We start from the raw sequence: 19187 nt of genomic DNA, 5'->3' as shown, positions 1-19187 counted from the left end.
GGCAATGTCATTCAGCCGCCGCCGATTTCTCACCCTGGGGCTGCCTGCGCTGGGAGCCGCTCCACTCATGGCGGCACCCGGCAGCCCGGCGCCGCAGCTCCGCTTCGGTGTCATCGCGGATCCCCAGTATGTTGATGCCCCGCCCGCCGGCACCCGCCACTACCGTGCATCGCTCGGAAAGCTGGACGCCTGCATCGCGGAGCTTAACCGGCATGATCTCGCGTTCGTCATCACCCTGGGCGATCTCATCGACCGGGACTTCGCCAGCTTCGATCCCGTGCTGGAGCGCTATGCGAGGCTGAAAGCCCCGCATCGCATCGTCCTGGGCAACCATGACTTTGCCGTGGCGGATGCTGACAAGCCGCGCGTGCTCGGGAAAGTCGGCCTCTCTTCCGCGCACTACAGCTTCTCCCATGGACCATGGCGCATCGTCGTCATCGACGGCACCGAGGTTTCCACCTACCGCCACCCCGCCGCGGATCCGCGCACTGCGGAGGCAAAACAGCGGCTCGCCGCACTGGCTGCGAAAAAGGCCAACAATGCCAGGGAATGGAATGGCGCTCTGGGTGACGCCCAGCTCCGTTGGCTGGACGGGGAGCTGACCGCTGCTGGGAACGCGGGCCAGCGGGTCATCATCTGCGGTCATTTCCCATTGCTGCCCGCTGACGACTCCCACCGCCTCTGGAACTCCGGCGAGATCGTCGCCCTGCTCGGCCGCCATCCGCATGTGGCGGCGTATTTCAGCGGCCATAACCACAAGGGCAATTATACCCACGAGGCGCGCTGCCACCACGTCAACTTCAAGGGCATGGTCGAAACCGCCACCGACAATCCTTTTGCCATCGTGGACTGCCACCCCGGCCGCCTCGACGTCACCGGCTTCGGCCCCGAGCCGACCCGGAAAAAGCTCGTCTGACCCCCGGGCGGCGGAGAGGGGGAAGGAAAAGTGGGCCCGGTGGGGTTCGAACCCACGACCAAAGGATTATGAGTCCCCTGCTCTCACCGCTGAGCTACAGGCCCTTCAATGGGTTGCGATGATTTTTGACAGGAATGTCTCCCTGTGGTATCTCCCCTCGAAGCAACAAACTGCAACAGAATGAAGCAGACTGCGAAATTCAGCAGGTCGAAAGTGGAGAACTTGTTCAGGCATCGCGCGGGCAATTACTACGCGGTGGTGAAGGTCGATGGCAAGATCCGACGACAGTCTCTTCAAACCGATGACTACAACCTCGCCAAGGAGCGTCTAGCGGCGGTCCTTGAGGATCTTCGCGGCGCTACAGCAGCCAAGACGGCAGGGACACTTCGCGCCGCGATCGTCGACGAGGCCCACCGTGACGACGCGACGCTGAAACAAACCACAAAGCACTACTACCAACAGATCGCCAAGAGCCTCCTGCTCGTCAGCGATACAATCCCTTCGCGACCGGCCGACAAGGCCCTCCCCCGGGTTACCCTTGCTGATCTGCGCCCATGGCTGGACAAATACGCTGCCCTGGCAAGCAGAACACGCTATAATGGGGCACTGGCGCTTCTTCGTCGCACCTATCAACGTTCGATTGAAGCCCGGCAAATCACGAGGAATCTGCCAGACGATTTGAGTCGTCTAAATCCGATAGTCGCCCACCGGGACATTCCTTCGGCTGAGGAGTTCGCAATCATTGTTGAGGAGATCGCTTCCCAGCGGAAGCGATCAAGTAAGGCGACCGCGGCTGTTGTGAGACTGTTAGCGGCCACCGGGCTGAGGATAAGCGAGGCCCAAGCACTTAGGTGGAAGGACATCAGCGAGGATGCATTGACCGTGCGCACGGCGAAGAATGATGCCCTCCGTCGTGTGCCTCTCACTGGAGCAGCAAGAACGGTTCTTCTTGAACTTCGGAAACTTTTTGCGCCTGAACCCGATTCCCACGTAATGCCTATCCGATCACCTCGCATCGCCCTTGAAAATGCATGTGAACGCCTGAAATTACCCCATCTCAGAGTGCACGACCTTCGGCACATTTTCGCCACTCGTTGCATCGAAGCCGGGGTGGACCTGCCAACCATAGCGTCTTGGTTGGGGCACAGAGATGGTGGAATTTTGGCCGCGAAGACGTATGGCCATGTCATCTCGCGCCATTCAGATACCCAAATCAAAAAAGTGCAAATTTGAACACCCCCCATGAAAGCATCCCTCTCGCCTGAAGAAAGAAACCGCGAATATCCTCTAATTCCCGAGGCTGAAATTGAAGCCGCTTTGGCATCGAGCGCTCTTCCCAAATTCTATCGAAACCCGACGAGGGACACAGTGGTTATTCACGAAATCGTTACCGTGATCAAGGCGGCTCGAGAGCTTGGAAAGCCGTTCTCCCAAGAGTGGGACGTGTTGCGGCAAACTCTCGATAATGCGGCAGTCGCTGGACAATTCGAAGCGTTCGATGATTTCTCCAAAGCCTGGAAAGAGGCTCTCCCGGATATTCATTACCTGATGTTGAATGGGAAGAACATTGCACCTGCTCTGGGCGGAAATTATCAGGCTGTAGACGCCTTCCCTGAAGATCAGTTTGAGCAAATGATCCGGGACGGCGTAGTTTATGAGATAGCGTGTAATACCGGTAAGGGTGTTTTCCTGGATCGGGCAACCAACAAACGCATGAAACGACAGCCTAAAACCTGGCTGGTGGTGGACTGCATCAAGCATCTCCAGTGGCATCTTGGACGGGTTCCGACAAGAAAGGAAATTCTTGAGAATTTCAGCATAAATTCCTCTGAAGATGAGGGAATCACAGAAGCTGACCTTTCTCGCCAACTCACCCGTCTCGGTTGGAATGATAGAATTCCACCGGAAAGTTGGCGCAAATCGCTGGGCGAGTGACGGAACGCTCTTGGCATCGGTCGCGATTCCCGATGCCAAGGGGATACACGCGGCAATGTGCGACGAATTCGCACATGTCCGAACACACTACCAAAGACAACCGGGCCGCCTACACCTTCGCGGAATTTGCCAAACTCTTCGGCAAAGACCGCAGTTGGACGTATCGCTTGGCCGAGAAGAACAAAATCGCGGTCATCAAGGGCTACGGCTACGCATTGGTCCCCGCATCAGAAGCCAAGCGTCTTTCCAGCGGGCTTAGTGGCAAGGAACCCAATTCCGGCTTGACGACTCTTAAGTTGATCCATGCTGGCAAAAACGTCGGCTAAAAAACGGGCCGCCTCCGTGCAGGAGAACGACCCGGCGGTTTTCTGAGGACCTGCAGGGAGTCTACCAAACAACGGGGCGGCACACAACTTCATTCCTGCCGTCATGTACCATCCTTTTGCGAAACTTCCTCCGTTCCTGAGATACCTTATCAGCGCCTGCCCTCTCGCAGGAAATGGTGTCAACCCTTGGCTCTACAAGGTTGCCCGGCATCTCCACCACCATCTGTCCGAAGCCGACATCATTCGTCTCTTGCAGATCGCCGTGGAAGACTGCGGACGCGTTGTTCCCTTCTCCGAGATTCAGCGTGCCGTCCGCAACTCAAAGGCGGTCGCATGGACTCCTTCCGGAACGAGCGCCAGTTCAAATTTCCCTCAGCAACCACGCTGGCCGGATGTGAACGAAAGTCTGATTCAGGCGGCAGCAAACCAGTCGACGGTGAAATCCATCGAGAACCTCACAGAGGAAAGTCCGGTCGCATGCGCCGCTCCGCCAAGCACTGAAGACATCATCGATGCGCTCTTTCCCGGCAACCCGCTGCTCTGCGCCGGTACGACTTCCAAGGACTTCTGGACCGAGCCCCGTGAGGTGCTTCGCAGCCGTCTCCACCGCCACTCCCTGATTGTTCCCAGCGCCATGCGTTGGAAGCTGGGCAAGGTGAAGAGCACCGGACGCCTCTCGGCCCACACGTTGGACAACACCGGCCCCCGCCAGCACCTTGTCACCGAGTTCGACGGAGGCACTCTGGATTCCCAGGCGGTGCTGATCGGTCACCTGAAACAGTTTGCGCCTTTGACCATCGTGGTCCACTCCGGCGGCAAATCACTGCACGCCTGGTGGTACTGCGCTGATGTTCCCGAGCACGAACTCAAGCGTTTCATGGACTACGCGGTGGCGCTTGGCGCCGATCCGGCGACCTGGGCCCGCAGCCAATTCGTCCGCATGCCCGGCGGCCTTCGCGACGGTCGGACGCCTCAGCGGGTTCTCTACTTCGATCCTGATGCCGGTCGGATGACACCCCGCGACGGCTGGTTTCTCGACTCCCTGCCGGACATCAACAGGAAGGAGGTCTCATGAGCCGTTGGATCCGTATGATGTGTTCCGCAGAAGCGGAGGAACTCCAGAAACGGTATCCCGCCGCCTTCCTTCTCCTTTGCCAGATCGCCCGCCGGGCGAGGTGGAAGGGTTGCCCGATCACGAAGTTGAGGGCGGGCGAAGCCTTCATCGGGGACTGGAAGAACGCCGGGCTCCGGTCGCAGATGCAATACCGTCACGCCAAGAAAACGCTGGAGGAAGCAGGATTGGTGACGTTCCGGGGAACGAACAAAGGAACGATCGCAACCATCACAAACACAATGATTTTCAGCATTTCTCCTGAAGCTGACAACGGACCAGACAACATTCCGGGAACAATCCAGCAACGGACGAACAACGGGCCAACAACGACTAACCATACTGATATAAGGAAAAACGGAAATACGGACACCACTTCGTTTGCTCCGAACGGAACATGTTCCGGTTCGAAGCCGCCGAAGCAGTCCGACATCCATTGGTCTCCCGAAGAGGGTTTCGTCGGGATTACTCCCAGCGACCATTCGCGATGGGCGGTCGCCTACCCCGCCATCGACCTTCCCCGCCAGATCGCAGCCGCAGGCGAGTGGCTCCGCGGCAACCCGGCGAAGCGGAAGAAAAACGTCCGCCGGTTCCTGACATACTGGTTCACCCGCGCCCAGGAACGCGGTGGCGACATCCCTGGAAATCAACCTCAACAAACCAAACACTCCAGTGCCTTCTCCATCTGACATCAAAGGTCCGCCCACCGCCGACATCGCCGAACAAGCGATCATCGCAACGATCTTCCACGATCCGGAATATCTCCGTCGCCTCCGTGCCCGTGGAGTAACTTCAGAATCGTTCTACACCCACCGCTCCCTTTTCAAGGCCGTTGCCTCGTTCATCGAGGACAACGGCAGCATCGAAGCGGTGGCCTTCACCCAGCATCTCCAGACCATCGGTGAGTTTGACGCCCTAGGCGGAACCCTGATGATGGAGACCCTGCTTTCCCCCGCGCATCAGCCAAAGGCGGGATGGAGCCTCTGGCTGGACCAGCTCCAGGAAGCGTATTCACTCCGGATAGCCTATATTCAAGCCCACAAGGGCACGGACGGCTATGAGGACAGCGAGGAAGCCCAAAGCGCCCTCAAAGACGCACTGGATGCCATCAGCGTGGCGAAAAGCGGACCTCGCCGGAGTGCGGACGCCAAGGAGGCCACGGCGGCCTTCGTTCGCCAGTTCATCGAGGACCGGGAGGCCGGAGCCATTCCGGGCACTCCGACAGGTCTTGCGGCGCTTGATGCGGTGTCGGGCGGCATGCGTGCGGGGGAACTGTGGGTGGTGGGCGGCCAGACGAGCCGCGGCAAATCGGTTCTCATGACGCAGATCGCTTCCGAAGTGATCTCCAGCAAAGGCAGGGTCGCGGTGTTCTCGCTCGAAATGAGTGTCCGTGATGTCACCGGTCGCTTGGCTACCGTGTTTGGCGACCTCGACTTTAACCACATCACCAAACCGGGGGAAGTGATCACGAAAGGAGAGCTCATACGGATTCAATCCACGCTGGCGAATCTTCAGGAGCTTGATTTCCGCATCGACGACAGTTCCAGCCAGACCATCGACCACATCGCTACCGAATGCGGCATCATCCGCGATACGGAAGGTCCGCTTGGTCTGATCGTCGTCGATTACATCCAACTGGTCGAAGGAGACAGGAAGCGTGGTGAAAGCCGGGAGCAGGAAGTCGCGCGGATTTCTCGTGGCCTCAAGCAGCTTGCAAAGGAACACCGCTGCCCTGTGATCACGGCGACCCAGCTCAACGAGGAGGGCAAGACCCGCGAAAGCCGTGCCATCGCGCAGGATGCCGACGCTCTGCTCTTCATCGCCGATGACGGTGTGAAGATCGGAAAACTTCGCAACGGTCCACGCGGCGGCGTGCTTCCGCTGTTCCTCGACGGCAGACGGCAGCGCTTCACACCCGTCCAGCAGCCCCAGTGACGGGTAATCCTTTCAACATCGAAAATCCATGAATTCGCCATCCATGCCAACTTTCAAACCAGACGCCCGTATCCTGACCGGCATCGATCATTGGTGCGCCACCGTCGGCGTCGATCCCGACAACGGCCTCACGATCGTGGCCTCCGTCCTTGGTGGCCTCGCCGGTCCTGCCGGATACATCGACCATCCCTGCGGCATGGAGGAGTTGCCTTCGTTGCATCTGGTCGTTCCCGCAACCCAGGGCATGTTGCCCCACGCCGTCAACCTGCTGTTCAGTCCGGCCCGCCGGATCAATCGCCAGATCCTCGAAACCATGGCAGGGATCAATCCCGCCGCGCTGCGTTACATCTCGCACGCCTCGTTCGCCGGGGATCCGGAGAAAGCGCGGCCTCAGGACAATATCGAATCCGTCATGCTCCGGGACCTTCGTCGTGGACCGGCTTTCGATCGGGATACCAACCACGTCGCCAACGGGGAGGGCGACCTCAATCCAGACCCAATCCAGCGTCGCGTCGAGGCTATCACCCGTCCCGCCTTGATGCTGGAATCCCCGGCGCTCGCGGATATTTCGAAGCTGCTCCCCGGCTGCCACCTTTCGCACGCTCTCGGCGCGGACATTCCGCTGCATGCCTTGATCTCGTCACCCAAGCGGAAGAAGGAGGTCGATCAGTTTCTCCGGCTAATGAACGGCACCGAGATTCTGATGCCATCGCCAAAATATCCGGTCGGCGTCGAACACAACCGGCCCGCGCGCCTCCAGGCCATTTTCAGAGCCGACACGACCACGCTCCGTCAGTTGGTACCCGACATCATTCCGCTGCTGGAGCGGTCGCTCCTGCTGGTGAACACGTCAACCACCACACGCTCTGACCCGGTTGCATCCTATTTCAGCGAACTTTTCGGCCGCACCACGACCCGGATCGCGCTTCTCCGCCGCAATGGTATGCCGCTGGTGGCCAAGTTCGCCACCTCGGAGGCTGCGTCGCGCTTCCAACTGGAGTTCTCGCGCTTCATCGCGACCTGTGACTCCTCTCCGGCGCCTGTCGGTTCATCCATCAGAAATCTCCCTCAGTCGATGGTGTGGGCATTGATGATGCTCGGTCAGCACATGAAGCAGTACCAGCCGCCGGGAGATGACGAGGTGATCACCGCCGTCTTCGACGCTTCCCACAACCTTCTCCGTCGCCACTGCCAGCAGGTGGAGGAACTGGTCCACGCCGCGGAGCTGGATGAGTTGATCCGCCGCGCGCGGAAGATCGTCCGCAAGATCCAGGAGAAGCAGCTCATCTCCTTCAGCGGTCTCGTCCGCACCTTCGATCAGCAACGCACCAGCCTCTATCGCCCGGTGGTTGATGTCCTGGTGGAGGCCGAGGTCCTCGACCGCCAGCCCGACGGCAGACTGCGTCTCGGAAACCGCTCCTTCGACGAAGCGCTGCCCTCCCTCTCGTTTTCATTCCTCAACGACCGATGAATCCAACACTGCACACCAGAAGCCTGATAGCGGCCTGCCGGAACGTCGGGGAGTGCACCGGCGTTCCCGCTGAGTTCATCTTCGCTCACGCCCTGTTGTTCGGCACCGTGATGCTCGGAGCGAAAGCCTGCTATCGCAGGGAGAACGGTCAGCCCCCACAGATCATCCGCTCTCCCGCCACCATCCTGACCGACGACGACCGCTGCCCCGCGTGGTTCGAAACCGCCGTCGAACGGGCGGTGGAACGCCAGCAGACGGTAACCGACCGGGCGAACCGTTTCCTCATCGCCCAGCCAACGCCCAAGCAGATCAATACCGCCAGACGGTTGAAGCAGATGTATGGCCCCGTCGAAGATCTCATCCCGGATCCTCTGCAGCGTCTGATGCGGACGTCCGTGCCGAAGATGACCGTTCCGATGTTCGATTTCCTTCACGATGTGGCCGAAAAAGGTTCCATCCGCAGCCAGCCTGAAGCCAACGCATTCGGTTCCGATCTGATTGCGCTGGCCATCGGCCACCGCAGCCATGCGGACCTTCTTGGAAAACGCTGCCGTCCCAACTCCCTGTTCGCCGAGGCCGGTAATCCGAATGCCACCACCCGTGTTTCGATCCATGGCTGGGCGGAGTTCGATCCAGTGAAGAAGCTGTTCCGGAAGACCGGGTTTGAGACGCTGCCGCCGTTTGGATGGCTGCTGACCTTGCCGGCCATGACCCCGTTGCCGTTCGTCGCCGATCATCTGTCCGACCACTATCGCTCCTTCTTCAATCACCTCTTCACCCTGCGGATGGATGCGCCGCAGACATTTTTTCCAGAGCCTGAGATCGTGGAGCTTCTCGACCATGCCGTTGCCGAACAAGGCAGCAAGATCCAGATCGCCGGAATGGGTGAAACTCTCCTCAATCCCCACCCGATGCTGCCGTGGCAGCTCGCCACCGTTCTCTGGAGCATTGAGCGGACGGAGCACAAACCGAATCCAGAAAACCACCGCCCGCTGGCTGAACTGGCCTGCAAGGTCGCCCGGTTCATCCATGCGGGTCATATCCACACCCTTCGCAGAATCTTCCCTACACCGGAGAACGGAACGACCAATCCTGTGGATGCCGCCATCGTCGATAAACTTGCAGTAAAGCCACTGCACACTCGCGAGCTGGTTCGGCAGTTTCATCGCCTCTCGACCGAAAATCTTCGGATCCGGCTCGGCCTCCTTGCCGAAGACGGGATAGTCATTCGCACCGAAGACGACGACGGAAATGAAACATGGTTCACTCCGCCTTTCGATGTCGGGAAGAGCCGCGGTTTCCTCAGTTCCTTGTCAGCAGAAGAGAATGGCTCCGGAAGTTCCTGAGCTCGCCCGTTTTTTAGCACTGCATCACTGAAAGCCGCCACACTCGACGGTTTTCATCTCCGACCCTTCCAAACTTCGCCTGAACAGGCTCTCGAATCCCGGTCATTTCTCCCAGGACTTGCGGTTCCATTTTTCGTCCGGCGAGCATGGCTCGATGAGCTGTCCGGCTTCCCGTTTTATCCACCAGGGTCGTCCTGACTGTGAGATGCCTCTTGCGCTTTTCACCACTTTGGTGCGAAGTGGTGAGAAATGAAGGACCATCGTCAGTCTGCCGAGCGGGAAACAGTCGTGAGACTGTCTATCAGCGTCCCCAAAGAGAATAAAAAGGCGCTCGAGCAAATTGCCGAAGATAAGCGAGTTAGCCTTGCTTGGGTCATCCGGGACGCAATCTCTCAATACCTCGATCGTTCGGGACCGAAGGAGTAGTCGTATACACCCCTGGCAACTCACTTTCCACTCAATCATGACGCCCTACCACGCCAAATTCTACGCGCACGAGCTGAGTCGCGTCGGTGGCGCGGGTGTTAATCGAATCGGAAAAGCCCTCTTCGACGACTTTGTCGACATGAATCCCGATCAGGTCGAGTCAGCTATATTCGCGCTCCGGTCGCCGCTTTCGAACGGGGTGCTTCTGGCAGACGAAGGTCGGCTTGGAAAGAGGATCGAGGTAGGCTTAGTTCTGCGTCGGAAGTGCCTCCGACTTCTGGTGATCACATGACCCCACACCAAGCCAAATACCTTGCTTACGAACTCTCCCGCCGTGGCCCGGCGGGCAGCATGGAAAAGATTGGCGGTGCTTTGGCGGACGCAAAGGTCGATCTCAATCCGCACCAAGTCGAAGCCGCACTCTTTGCATTCAAGTCCCCTCTGTCCAACGGTGCGATACTGGCGGACGAAGTCGGCTTGGGGAAGACGATCGAAGCAGGAATCCTCCTATCACAGTTTTGGGCGGAGGGTCGCCGCAAGATTCTTCTGATCATGCCTGCTTCATTGCGGAAGCAGTGGAGTCTGGAACTTGCTGAGAAGTTCTACCTCCCCACACACATTCTCGAAGCGAGAACGTTCACACAGGCGACAAAGGATGGACTATCAAACCCATTCAATCAACCCGAAGCGGGCATCTTGATATGCTCCTACCAATTCGCGGCTAACAAGGAAGAGTATCTCGTCGGCGTTCCATGGGATTTGGTGGTCTTAGACGAAGCGCACCGGGTGAGAAACGTTTATAAGCCAACCAATAAAATTGCCAACAAGCTCCGCACTGCGCTCAAAGGCCCGAGAAAAATCCTCTTAACGGCCACGCCACTCCAAAACTCACTGTTGGAGCTTTACGGTCTCGTCTCATTTATCGACCCCTTCGCCTTCGGCGACAGAAAGTCATTCCAGGCCCAATACGCGCGACTGGATAGCACCGACACCTTTGCCGACCTCAAGGCACGCCTGAAGCCTCTCTGCCACCGGACGTTGCGACGCCAGGTAGTTGAGTTCATCCGCTACACAGAACGGATCCCACTCACAGAACCATTCGACCCCGGGCCTGACGAAGCAAGGCTCTATGACGTGGTCTCTGAGTATCTTCGGAGAGAACAGCTATTTGCATTACCGAGCGCACAGCGGACTTTGATGACCCTGATCCTGCGCAAGCTGCTGGCGTCTTCCACCTTCGCGATTGCCGGCGCTCTTGAGACACTTGTCAAAAAGCTGAGGGCTGTCATTCGCGCCGACAACTCGCAACGGGATCATGCCCAGTTTGAGTTCGAAGAAGACTTGGATGGAGGCTACGAGGAACTGGAGGACGAATGGGAGTCCGATGAACCTCCCGCGGCTCTCACCAACGAGGATAGGGCTTTGATCGAAACCGAGATCCGGGACTTGGAAGAGTTCCGGGATCTCGCTGTGAACATCACGGAGAACGCAAAGGGCGACTCGTTGATCACGGCTTTGGAAAAAGGGTTCGAAGCAATGCGTCGAAACAACGCCCCAGAAAAAGCCATTATTTTCACTGAATCGAGGCGCACTCAGGATTACCTGCTCCGCAGGTTGGCACAAACCGAGTACGCGGACCTTATCGTGCTGTTTAACGGATCGAATAACGATGAAAAGTCGCGGTCGATCTACGAAGTCTGGAAAGAGCGATGGAAGGATAGCGACCGCGTCACCGGCTCACGCTCCGCAGACATAAGGCAGGCACTCGTGGACTACTTCCGCGAAGAGGCGAAGATCATGATCGCCACGGAAGCCGCTGCGGAGGGCATCAACCTGCAGTTCTGTTCGCTCGTGGTGAATTACGACCTGCCATGGAATCCACAACGCATCGAACAACGGATCGGACGCTGTCACCGCTACGGCCAGCTGCATGACGTTGTGGTGATCAATTTCCTTAACGTAAAGAACGCCGCCGACCAACGGGTCTTCGAACTTCTGTCCGAGAAGTTCAACCTGTTCTCCGGGGTGTTCGGATCATCCGACGAAGTGCTCGGATCCATTGAATCTGGTGTCGATTTTGAGAAGAGGATCGTCGCCATCTACCAGAAGTGCCGCACCCCGGATGAAATAGAGAGCGGTTTCAAGCAACTTCAGGATGAGCTGGAAGACCAGATCAATACCAAGATCGCCGAGACCAAGCGAAAACTCCTGGAGAACTTCGACGCTGAGGTTGCCGAAAAGCTCCGCCATCACACGACAAAAAGCCGCGAACACCTCTCCCGCGTTGAGCAGCTTTTATGGAAGGTGAGCCGCTTCATCCTCGAAGACAGGGCAACCTTCTACGATCAAGAACATGCCTTCGTGCTAAAGAGCGCCCCTTATTCCGGGATGGATCCTCACTCGGTTCCGAATGGGCGGTATGAGATGGCCAGAGACCCCGTGCATGCGCACCGGTATCGTTTGCATCATCCGCTCGCCAAGGAGGTTATCAGGGACGCGATCTCGCGAAATACTCCCCCGGTAACGCTTCGCCTCCATTGCTCCACATCCCCAGGTCAGTCCGTGGAACTGGCCCCGCTAGTCGGGACTTGCGGTTCACTGGCAGCCAGATGCTTGAGCGTAAAGTCGGCGGATGACTCAGAAGACCATCTGCTCCTGGTCGGCCTCATCGAGGGAGGCTCCGCGCTGGCCACGGCCCAATGCCATCGCCTGCTGGACTGCCCGGGCGAGCTTCTGGACGAAATTGCTCCCACACCGGGGGAACTTGAACGTATTGGAAGCGCACTTTCGGCAGAGGAAAACCGGGTGATTTTGGAAATCAACGAGCGCCATGCCCGTGCCTTTGACCAAGAGATGGAGAAACTCGATCACTGGGCAGGCGACCGCAAATCCGCCTTGGAATACGAACTCCGGGACCTCGATGCGAAGATAGGCGAGGCGAAGAAGCAGGCTAGAACTGTCGGCAACCTCGATGACAAGGTGCATTGGCAGCGTCAGGTTCTCTCGCTAGAGCGTCTTAGAGCGGACAAGCGGAGGGACATATTCGAGGCTCAGGATGAGGTGGATCGGCAAAGGGAAAAGCTGCTGGTGGATGCCGACCGACGCCTTAAGAAGGACAGCACAACCGAAGAGCTGTTCTTCGTCCGTTGGGAACTTGTTTAAACCTATCGAACGATGAGCAATCACTACGAACGGAAGTGGGACATTGTTGAAGAGATCGACATCGAGCTATTCGATGGAAATCTGGTTCGGATCCAATGGTTGGAATGGGACTCCCAGTATGACTTCGCTCCTGCACAGATACGCATTCATTCCACGGCTTACACCAACCCCCGTCGGCTGAAGCGGTTCACGAAGCTATCCCATAAGAAGGATTACGGAGTGGGGTGGGAACCTGTAATCTTAGAGGTCCTGCAGCAGGTGTCCGATCGCTTGAGAGAGACGAACCTCGACACCTTTGACACATTCATCACCGGTCTCTTCGGCTGCTTCAAAACTTTCTGGACCGATCGCCCGGACTTCCCGGTTGCTGTCTCCCTATCGGAACTCAACGAGTTCTACACCGAAGAGGCCATCGAATCCGCGGTATCCTACTTCCTTGGCGCGCCCCATGACGAGGATTGGGACTCGGATTCAATCGCGGACTGGGGAGATCAACAGGCAGGTTCGGACGCCGAGGAGGCGCTCGAAGAAGCAGAATAAGTAATCAAAAGACACCCAAACCCGATCCACGTCCATGAACCTTCCAGAAGAGCTGACCGAGGCCATCCGCAGTCGAATCAAAAGCGAGGCCGGATTTTCGCATGAAGGAATCGAGGAAGTTCTGAATGGTCTGCAGGTCAATACCCCCATCAACTGGAATATTTTGATGAACAAGGAGCTACAAACCGAGAAGGACCGTGAAACTGACGATTGAAGCCTTCCGTGGCGCAAACATTCCCTGTGAGCTAAAGATCAATGCCAATCGGGATCTGACGATTCTTTACGGCGAGAATGGTTCGGGCAAGACCACCATTTCGGATGCGCTTGAATTCCTGTTCTACGGCGTATCCGGCTCCCTGGAGGAGAAATCCCTGGATGGGAAGACTCGGCTGCCGGCGTTAGTCCACGCGAAGCGCAAGCCTGCGGATTTGAAGGTGACCTGGGAGGAGTCGAATCAAACCCGGGTTGCCAAGCTGAAGGGCGCTTCTGCCATACACTCGGGAGACCTTCCAGAAACCAAGCTGAGGACCCTGCGCCGCAACCTCGTTACAAGTTTGATCGAGGAAACGCCTGCAAAGCGATTCGAACGGATCCGGGACTTCGTCGAACTGCCTGCGCTTGAGCGCGAGGAACGCGTTCTTGGGGAATTTATCTCCAATCATAAACAGCGCCAACAGAGCCAACTCGAATCCTACACCCGGACGCAAGATGAGGTCCGCACGATCTACAACGACATTTTTGCAGATGCGAAGAATCCTCCGCCCCTTGAACAGTGGATCAAGGAGACGCTCGAAAACAGCGTGGAAACGGTCGAGGAAGAGATCCAGATCCTCAAGGACCTCGACCTACAGGTTAGCCGACTCCGCGACGATTTCAAGCCATTGTCCGAGGCGTATGAGGCCCTGGAGATTGCGGAAGAACGCCTCAAGGAGGAGAACCAGAAACTGGCCAAGGCCGTGGCCGAGAACACAAGCGGCATGGCTGAAACAATCCATGTGCTGGAGAGAGCGGCCGAATACCTCGAAAACAGAGAGCCAAGCTGCTGCCCGGTTTGCGACACCCCGATGGAGGGAGAGGAACTGCGGGATCGGGTCACAGGCAAGCTGGCAACGCTCAAGGAGATCTCCGCCCAGGGCAAGATCGCCAATGCCGCGAAACAAAAGAGGGATCGTTGCGCCAATGGTCTCGAAGCCCTTCAGAAGACCTACTTTGCGATCATCGTCGCGCTGCTACAGGCACACAAGGCGGCATCCGAACAAGAAGAATGGGCGGTGCATCCACTGATCCCATCCCTTTCGGTGCCAACCGACGCCACCGGCCTCACGAAGGAATGGTTTGCCCTGCTGCGTGAAGAGGCCGCGCAACTCCGGCCTCTTGCCGAGTGGGTCGAGGAAAAGCTGGAGGCTCTTCAGAAAATGATCACCCATCGGGCGACTTTGCTCAGGCTTGCCAGAAGCCAGAAGGAAGGCATGAAGGAGTATGCCACCCTTGATCGCCTGATTAAGAAAGCGGAGGCCATTCGGGAGATCCTGCGCTCGGAGCGTGTCCGATACGCAGATGGCATGCTCGCATCGATCTCTGCGGACTTTGCCAAGATCTACGAGAAGATCCATCCCGGCGAGAAGCTCGAACAGATCCGGCTTTACGTCCATCCAGATCGCAAGAACTCGGCGATGCTCTCAGGCGCTCTCCATGGCCGTGACGACGTTTCACCCGTTGCGTATCTGAGTGAATCCCATCTCGATACCCTTGGGCTTGCCCTGTTTCTGGCTCTTGAAAAGAAAATGGACGCGTCCAATACGCTTCTTTTCCTGGATGACGCCATCGCATCCGTCGACGAAGCTCACATGGAGCGCTTGTACGAGGCGATCCTGGAAGAGGCCGCCCACTTCAAGCACGTCCTCATCACCAGCCATTACCAGCCGCTCCGCTTCAAGTTCAAATGGGGCCAGCTCACCAAGCAGAACGTTGATTTCGTTGAAATGGGTTCCTGGACTTTGGAATACGGAATCAGTTTCCAGAAGGGTTGCCACTCCCAGATCGAGTTGTTGAAGCGACGGGTCGCAGAGAAAGACGACTCGCAGGCCATCGCCGCGAAGTCCGGGGTTATACTCGAATACGTCTTCGATTTCCTCACCGGAATCTACCGCTGCAAGCTGCCCCGCCTGGTCGCCGCGGGACAGGGATGGACACTTCACGATTACAAGGAGGCCATCGAAGGGAACCGCAAGCTCCTCGATGCCCTTATTGCGGAACACATGGACGAACAGGGGCAAGTCACGAAGTCCATTCCACTCAGGCCGATCTTTGAAGGCCTCTTCGCACAGTTTTCTGCCCGAAATGTTTTCGGTGCCCACTTCAACACGCTCGCCGCCCACTTCGATTCACTCGCCGAGTCCATGCGCCTTGGTGAGGCCGTGCTCGAACTCATGGATGCGCTCTGCGATTCCGACTACCAGCTGCCAGAAAGCAACAAGAACGGAAGTTGCTGGACCAACCGCGGACAACGGAAAACGCGCAGGCTTCATCCACTCCTACCTCCTCAATAGCCGATGCCCAGCCTCGAAAAAGAACAGGTTCTAGCTTACCTCGCGGAAACATATACACCGTTGATCCGCCGAGCCAGATGTGGCCCCGAACACGATGAGGATGAGCGCGAAAACCTATGGAACTCGGCCTTCCCAAGTCGGGCACTTGCCTGCTTTTTCCTCCAAGTGACCGCGTCATTGTCACCGGAAGACGCCACAAACTCCGATGTCGACGGTGGGGCGGATGAAGGCATCGACGGCATCCATTACGACGCACGCCGGCATGAGCTTTTCCTCATCCAGGCAAAGGCAGCTGGCGATGGAAGCGGCCACCAGCCCACCCTACCGGAATTGATTCGATTCCTGAACGGTGTCGAAAGTCTGATGGCGGGGAGGTTGGACCGATTCACTGATTTGACTGAGAGCCAGACTGCGACCGTCAGAAGCGCACTGCGAGACACCGCGCTTAAGGTCACTGTAGTTCTAGCCCACTTCGGTGGATCCCTTGATGAGCAAAGGACCTCACGCATTGAAGAAAGGGTAAACCAATTCAATAGGAACTATGCGGAGCCACGGATGCGGTTCGTGAACTTCAGTCTCGAAAACGCTCATGAAGAGCTGCTTAAACTGCAAGCCGACCCTGAAATTGACTGCTCTATCAATTTGCACTCATATGCGAAGCACCCTGGAACCTTCCCCTGCTTTTATGGCCGCATTCTGGCATCCGATCTCAAAGCCCTTCACGATGACCCGGCCAAGCGTCCTTCGCTCTACTCACGAAACGTCCGTCTCTATCGAGGCTCGAATCCGGTGAATGAGCGGGTCAAGCAGACCCTTCTGCACGAACCGGAAAACCTCTTCTACCTCAACAACGGCGTCACAGCCCTCTGCCGGACTTTCGAACCTACTCCCGAGACTGCGGGGCGCGGGAACGGGGAACAGGGGGAGTTCAAAGCAACCGGATTCGTGATCATCAATGGTGCACAGACCATCGGCACCATTGCCGAGAATCTTGACGCAGGAGACGCAGCCGCCTCGGTTCTGCTCCGCGTGATTGTCGTGGGCAATGATGACGCAGGAATCGCGGAGCGTGTTGCCGAAGCGAGTAACTACCAAACAGCGGTCGACAATATCGACTTTCTCTCGATGCACCCCTGCAATAAAAGGATTGCCTCAACCCTTCGCGCATCGGGTATTGCCTACCATACCAAGCGATCGGGTGTCCCAGACGGGCTGCGGGAACCCCTCTCATTTACATTGGCCGAAGCGCTGGAGGCACGTGTCTGTGCAATGGGGGATCCAACTCTTCTCGCAAAACTAAAAGGCAAGCCAACCGACTTCTATGCCGGGATCCGCAGGAATCTTGGGACCGTCTTCCCGGACAGCTTGTCCGCGAGGACTCTTTGGCGGGAGGTTCAGATATGCCGTATCGCAGACGAAGCAATACGCAACACCCGGGACGGCCAGGAGAGATCTATCGACAGAGCCTTTTTCACCAACGGAGCCTACTTTCTCAAGTATTTGATCCTGTGGAAGAACAGGCCAACTCTAGGGATCGATGCTCTGCATTTGACTCCTGTCGAAAGGACCACCGTGACAACGTCCTCTGATGAACTGCTCGCTACGGCATTGGCGCAAGGCAACGCTCGTCTCGCGCCCAATCCTGATTGGAGCCACACTTTCAAAACAATCCGAACGGTTCAGGAAATCAAAACCCAGTTGCTTCGTGCACTGACTTCCCATTAAAAATCCATTTGCCTCAAAGCGCATGAGCGGACACAAACAAAAACTTGAACTCACTTGGATCGGCAAAGACAAACGTCCTCGCCTCGAACCACGCATACTCATCGAGGACCCAAAGAGATCTTACCATGCGAAGCATCGGGTTTCGGATAGTGACTTATTCGATAATCTTTTAATCAAAGGTGACAATCTCCTGGGACTCAAAGCGCTTGAACAAAAATACGCCGGCGACATCATGTGCGTATACATTGACCCTCCATTTAATACAGGGGAAGCATTCGAGCATTATGATGACGGCGTAGAGCATTCATTATGGTTAAGCCTAATGCGAGATCGCATTTCGCTCATCCACACCCTTCTACACCCTTCAGGAACCCTTGTAATTCATATTGATGACAATGAGCTTTGCTACTTAGGCGCTCTAGCTGATGAAGTATTCGGAAGAAGCAATAGAATCAACATTGTTACATTCAAGCAAAGCTCCGTGTCTGGACCAAAGTCAATAAACCCAGGTCTAGTCAGCACTTCAAATTATATTTTGATATACGCAAAGAATAGATCGAGATGGAAACCAAGGAAGATTTATCAAAAAACAAACCGCGATTCACGTTACAGCAGATTCATTTCCAATCGTTCTGACCATCACACTAGTTGGAAATTGATCACCCTAAAGAAGGCGTTTGCTGCGCATCATGGGATCAAAGAGGATCAAATTAAAAGTAAGTTCGCTGATAAGCTTGAGGAAAAATTGGAAGAGTTTGTCCTCAGCGAAGCTCCATCCGTGGTTAGGACAGCTCGTGTTGCCGACAAAGATGTTAATGAGTCAGCGCGTGAAGCCTTGATTGCGTCGCGACAAAAGACTGGCGAGGTTCAGCATTCAGCTCGTGACGACAAGGCGGACTACTACTTTCTTAATGGCGAGCAGTTAATTTTTTACTCATCAAAGACGCAGCTAATTGACGGTGAATTAACCACCGCTGTCGCGGCATCAAATCTTTGGGATGACCTCTTGTCTAATAACCTTCATAAAGAAGGTGATGTTTCATTCAAGAAGGGGAAGAAGCCCGAGGCGCTTATCAAAAGAGTAATAGAGTTCGCGACAGATCCTGGCGATCTTGTCCTCGACTCATTCCTAGGTTCCGGGACGACTGCTGCTGTCGCACACAAGATGGGAAGGCGTTGGATTGGAATCGAGCTTGGTGAACATTGCGAGACCCATTGCCTCCCGCGTCTGAAGCACGTAGTAGACGGCAAGGATCCAAGTGGCGTTACCAAAGCGACAAATTGGAAGGGTGGAGGCGGCTTTCGTTTCTACCGCCTAGCACCCTCGCTGATTAAAATCGATCAATGGGGCAACTCTGTTATCAACCCTGAGTTTAACCCCGAACTGCTGGCCGAGGCTGTATGTAAGGTTGAGGGTTTTGGATATGCTCCTAGCCAAGAGCACTACTGGCAGCATGGTAATGCAAGCGAGACGGACTTCATCTACGTCACCACTCAGACGCTCACGCGCCCGCAGCTTGAAGAACTGTCCGAGGCGGTGGGACCGGATCGCTCGTTGCTCGTCTGCTGTGCTGCGTTCCGGGTGAAGGAGGACAGCTTTCCGAATCTCACCTTGAAGAAGATTCCCAAGGCGGTTTTGCACCGCTGCGAGTGGGATCACGATGACTACTCGCTGCGCATTAGTAACCTCCCGGCTGCGCCTCCGAAATCGGACGATAAGGGACAAATCGAACTTCTCTAACCCC

General features: G+C 56.5%; 17 protein-coding genes and 1 tRNA gene. 17 read left to right on the top strand and 1 reads right to left on the bottom strand.

Annotated features, from left to right (window positions below):
• Positions 1-4 precede the first annotated feature (4 nt).
• Positions 5-916, top strand: coding sequence for a metallophosphoesterase (locus KF712_04125; protein MBX3740151.1), 912 nt, complete (start codon positions 5-7; stop codon positions 914-916).
• Positions 917-947: 31 nt separating this feature from the next.
• On the opposite strand, the gene KF712_04120 is transcribed toward KF712_04125, so the two are convergent.
• Positions 948-1020 (bottom strand) — tRNA-Ile (locus tag KF712_04120).
• A 76-nt stretch (positions 1021-1096) separates the two neighbouring features.
• Between KF712_04120 and KF712_04115 the strand changes: the two genes are divergently transcribed.
• The 16 genes from KF712_04115 to KF712_04040 all read left to right on the top strand — a co-directional run bounded on the left by KF712_04115 (position 1097) and on the right by KF712_04040 (position 19183).
• Positions 1097-2149 (top strand): site-specific integrase, encoded by a 1053-nt coding sequence (locus KF712_04115; GenBank protein ID MBX3740150.1) that lies wholly within the window; start codon positions 1097-1099, stop codon positions 2147-2149.
• A 9-nt stretch (positions 2150-2158) separates the two neighbouring features.
• A complete protein-coding gene (locus tag KF712_04110; protein ID MBX3740149.1) occupies positions 2159-2851 on the top strand; it encodes a hypothetical protein in 693 nt (230 codons plus the stop codon).
• Between the two features lie 74 nt (positions 2852-2925).
• Positions 2926-3177 carry a hypothetical protein gene (locus tag KF712_04105; protein MBX3740148.1) on the top strand — a complete coding sequence of 84 codons (252 nt, stop codon included), beginning with the start codon at positions 2926-2928 and terminating at the stop codon, positions 3175-3177.
• Between the two features lie 103 nt (positions 3178-3280).
• Positions 3281-4252: a hypothetical protein gene (locus tag KF712_04100; GenBank protein MBX3740147.1), complete on the top strand. Its 972-nt coding sequence runs from the start codon at positions 3281-3283 to the stop codon at positions 4250-4252.
• 182 nt (positions 4253-4434) lie between these two features.
• Positions 4435-4977, top strand: coding sequence for a hypothetical protein (locus KF712_04095; protein ID MBX3740146.1), 543 nt, complete (start codon positions 4435-4437; stop codon positions 4975-4977).
• Positions 4961-6223, top strand: a complete 1263-nt coding sequence (locus KF712_04090; GenBank protein MBX3740145.1) for an AAA family ATPase — start codon at positions 4961-4963, stop codon at positions 6221-6223. The genes KF712_04095 and KF712_04090 overlap by 17 nt, the downstream gene beginning before the upstream one ends.
• A gap of 43 nt (positions 6224-6266) precedes the next feature.
• The gene (locus KF712_04085) at positions 6267-7694 is read left to right on the top strand and encodes a hypothetical protein (protein ID MBX3740144.1); all 1428 of its coding nucleotides are present in this window, start codon (positions 6267-6269) and stop codon (positions 7692-7694) included.
• A complete protein-coding gene (locus KF712_04080) occupies positions 7691-9040 on the top strand; it encodes a hypothetical protein (GenBank protein ID MBX3740143.1) in 1350 nt (449 codons plus the stop codon). Before KF712_04085 ends, KF712_04080 begins: the two co-directional genes overlap by 4 nt.
• A gap of 249 nt (positions 9041-9289) precedes the next feature.
• Positions 9290-9466 (top strand): CopG family transcriptional regulator, encoded by a 177-nt coding sequence (locus KF712_04075; GenBank protein MBX3740142.1) that lies wholly within the window; start codon positions 9290-9292, stop codon positions 9464-9466.
• Positions 9467-9503: 37 nt separating this feature from the next.
• Positions 9504-9758 carry a hypothetical protein gene (locus KF712_04070; GenBank protein ID MBX3740141.1) on the top strand — a complete coding sequence of 85 codons (255 nt, stop codon included), beginning with the start codon at positions 9504-9506 and terminating at the stop codon, positions 9756-9758.
• Positions 9755-12628: a DEAD/DEAH box helicase gene (locus KF712_04065; GenBank protein MBX3740140.1), complete on the top strand. Its 2874-nt coding sequence runs from the start codon at positions 9755-9757 to the stop codon at positions 12626-12628. Before KF712_04070 ends, KF712_04065 begins: the two co-directional genes overlap by 4 nt.
• A gap of 12 nt (positions 12629-12640) precedes the next feature.
• A complete protein-coding gene (locus KF712_04060) occupies positions 12641-13168 on the top strand; it encodes a hypothetical protein (GenBank protein ID MBX3740139.1) in 528 nt (175 codons plus the stop codon).
• A 34-nt stretch (positions 13169-13202) separates the two neighbouring features.
• Entirely contained in the window at positions 13203-13382 is a 180-nt protein-coding gene (locus tag KF712_04055) for a hypothetical protein (GenBank protein ID MBX3740138.1), read from the top strand.
• Entirely contained in the window at positions 13366-15717 is a 2352-nt protein-coding gene (locus KF712_04050) for an AAA family ATPase (protein MBX3740137.1), read from the top strand. The genes KF712_04055 and KF712_04050 overlap by 17 nt, the downstream gene beginning before the upstream one ends.
• 3 nt (positions 15718-15720) lie before the next feature.
• On the top strand, positions 15721-17442 hold the full coding sequence (locus KF712_04045) for an AIPR family protein (protein ID MBX3740136.1): 1722 nt from the start codon (positions 15721-15723) through the stop codon (positions 17440-17442).
• Between the two features lie 22 nt (positions 17443-17464).
• Positions 17465-19183: a site-specific DNA-methyltransferase gene (locus KF712_04040; protein MBX3740135.1), complete on the top strand. Its 1719-nt coding sequence runs from the start codon at positions 17465-17467 to the stop codon at positions 19181-19183.
• Positions 19184-19187: the final 4 nt, after the last annotated feature.

It is taken from the genome of Akkermansiaceae bacterium (assembly GCA_019634595.1).
Taxonomy (GTDB): domain Bacteria; phylum Verrucomicrobiota; class Verrucomicrobiia; order Verrucomicrobiales; family Akkermansiaceae; genus Luteolibacter.
Note: the sequence above shows the minus strand (reverse complement) of the source record. Positions and strands in the feature narration are given on the sequence as shown.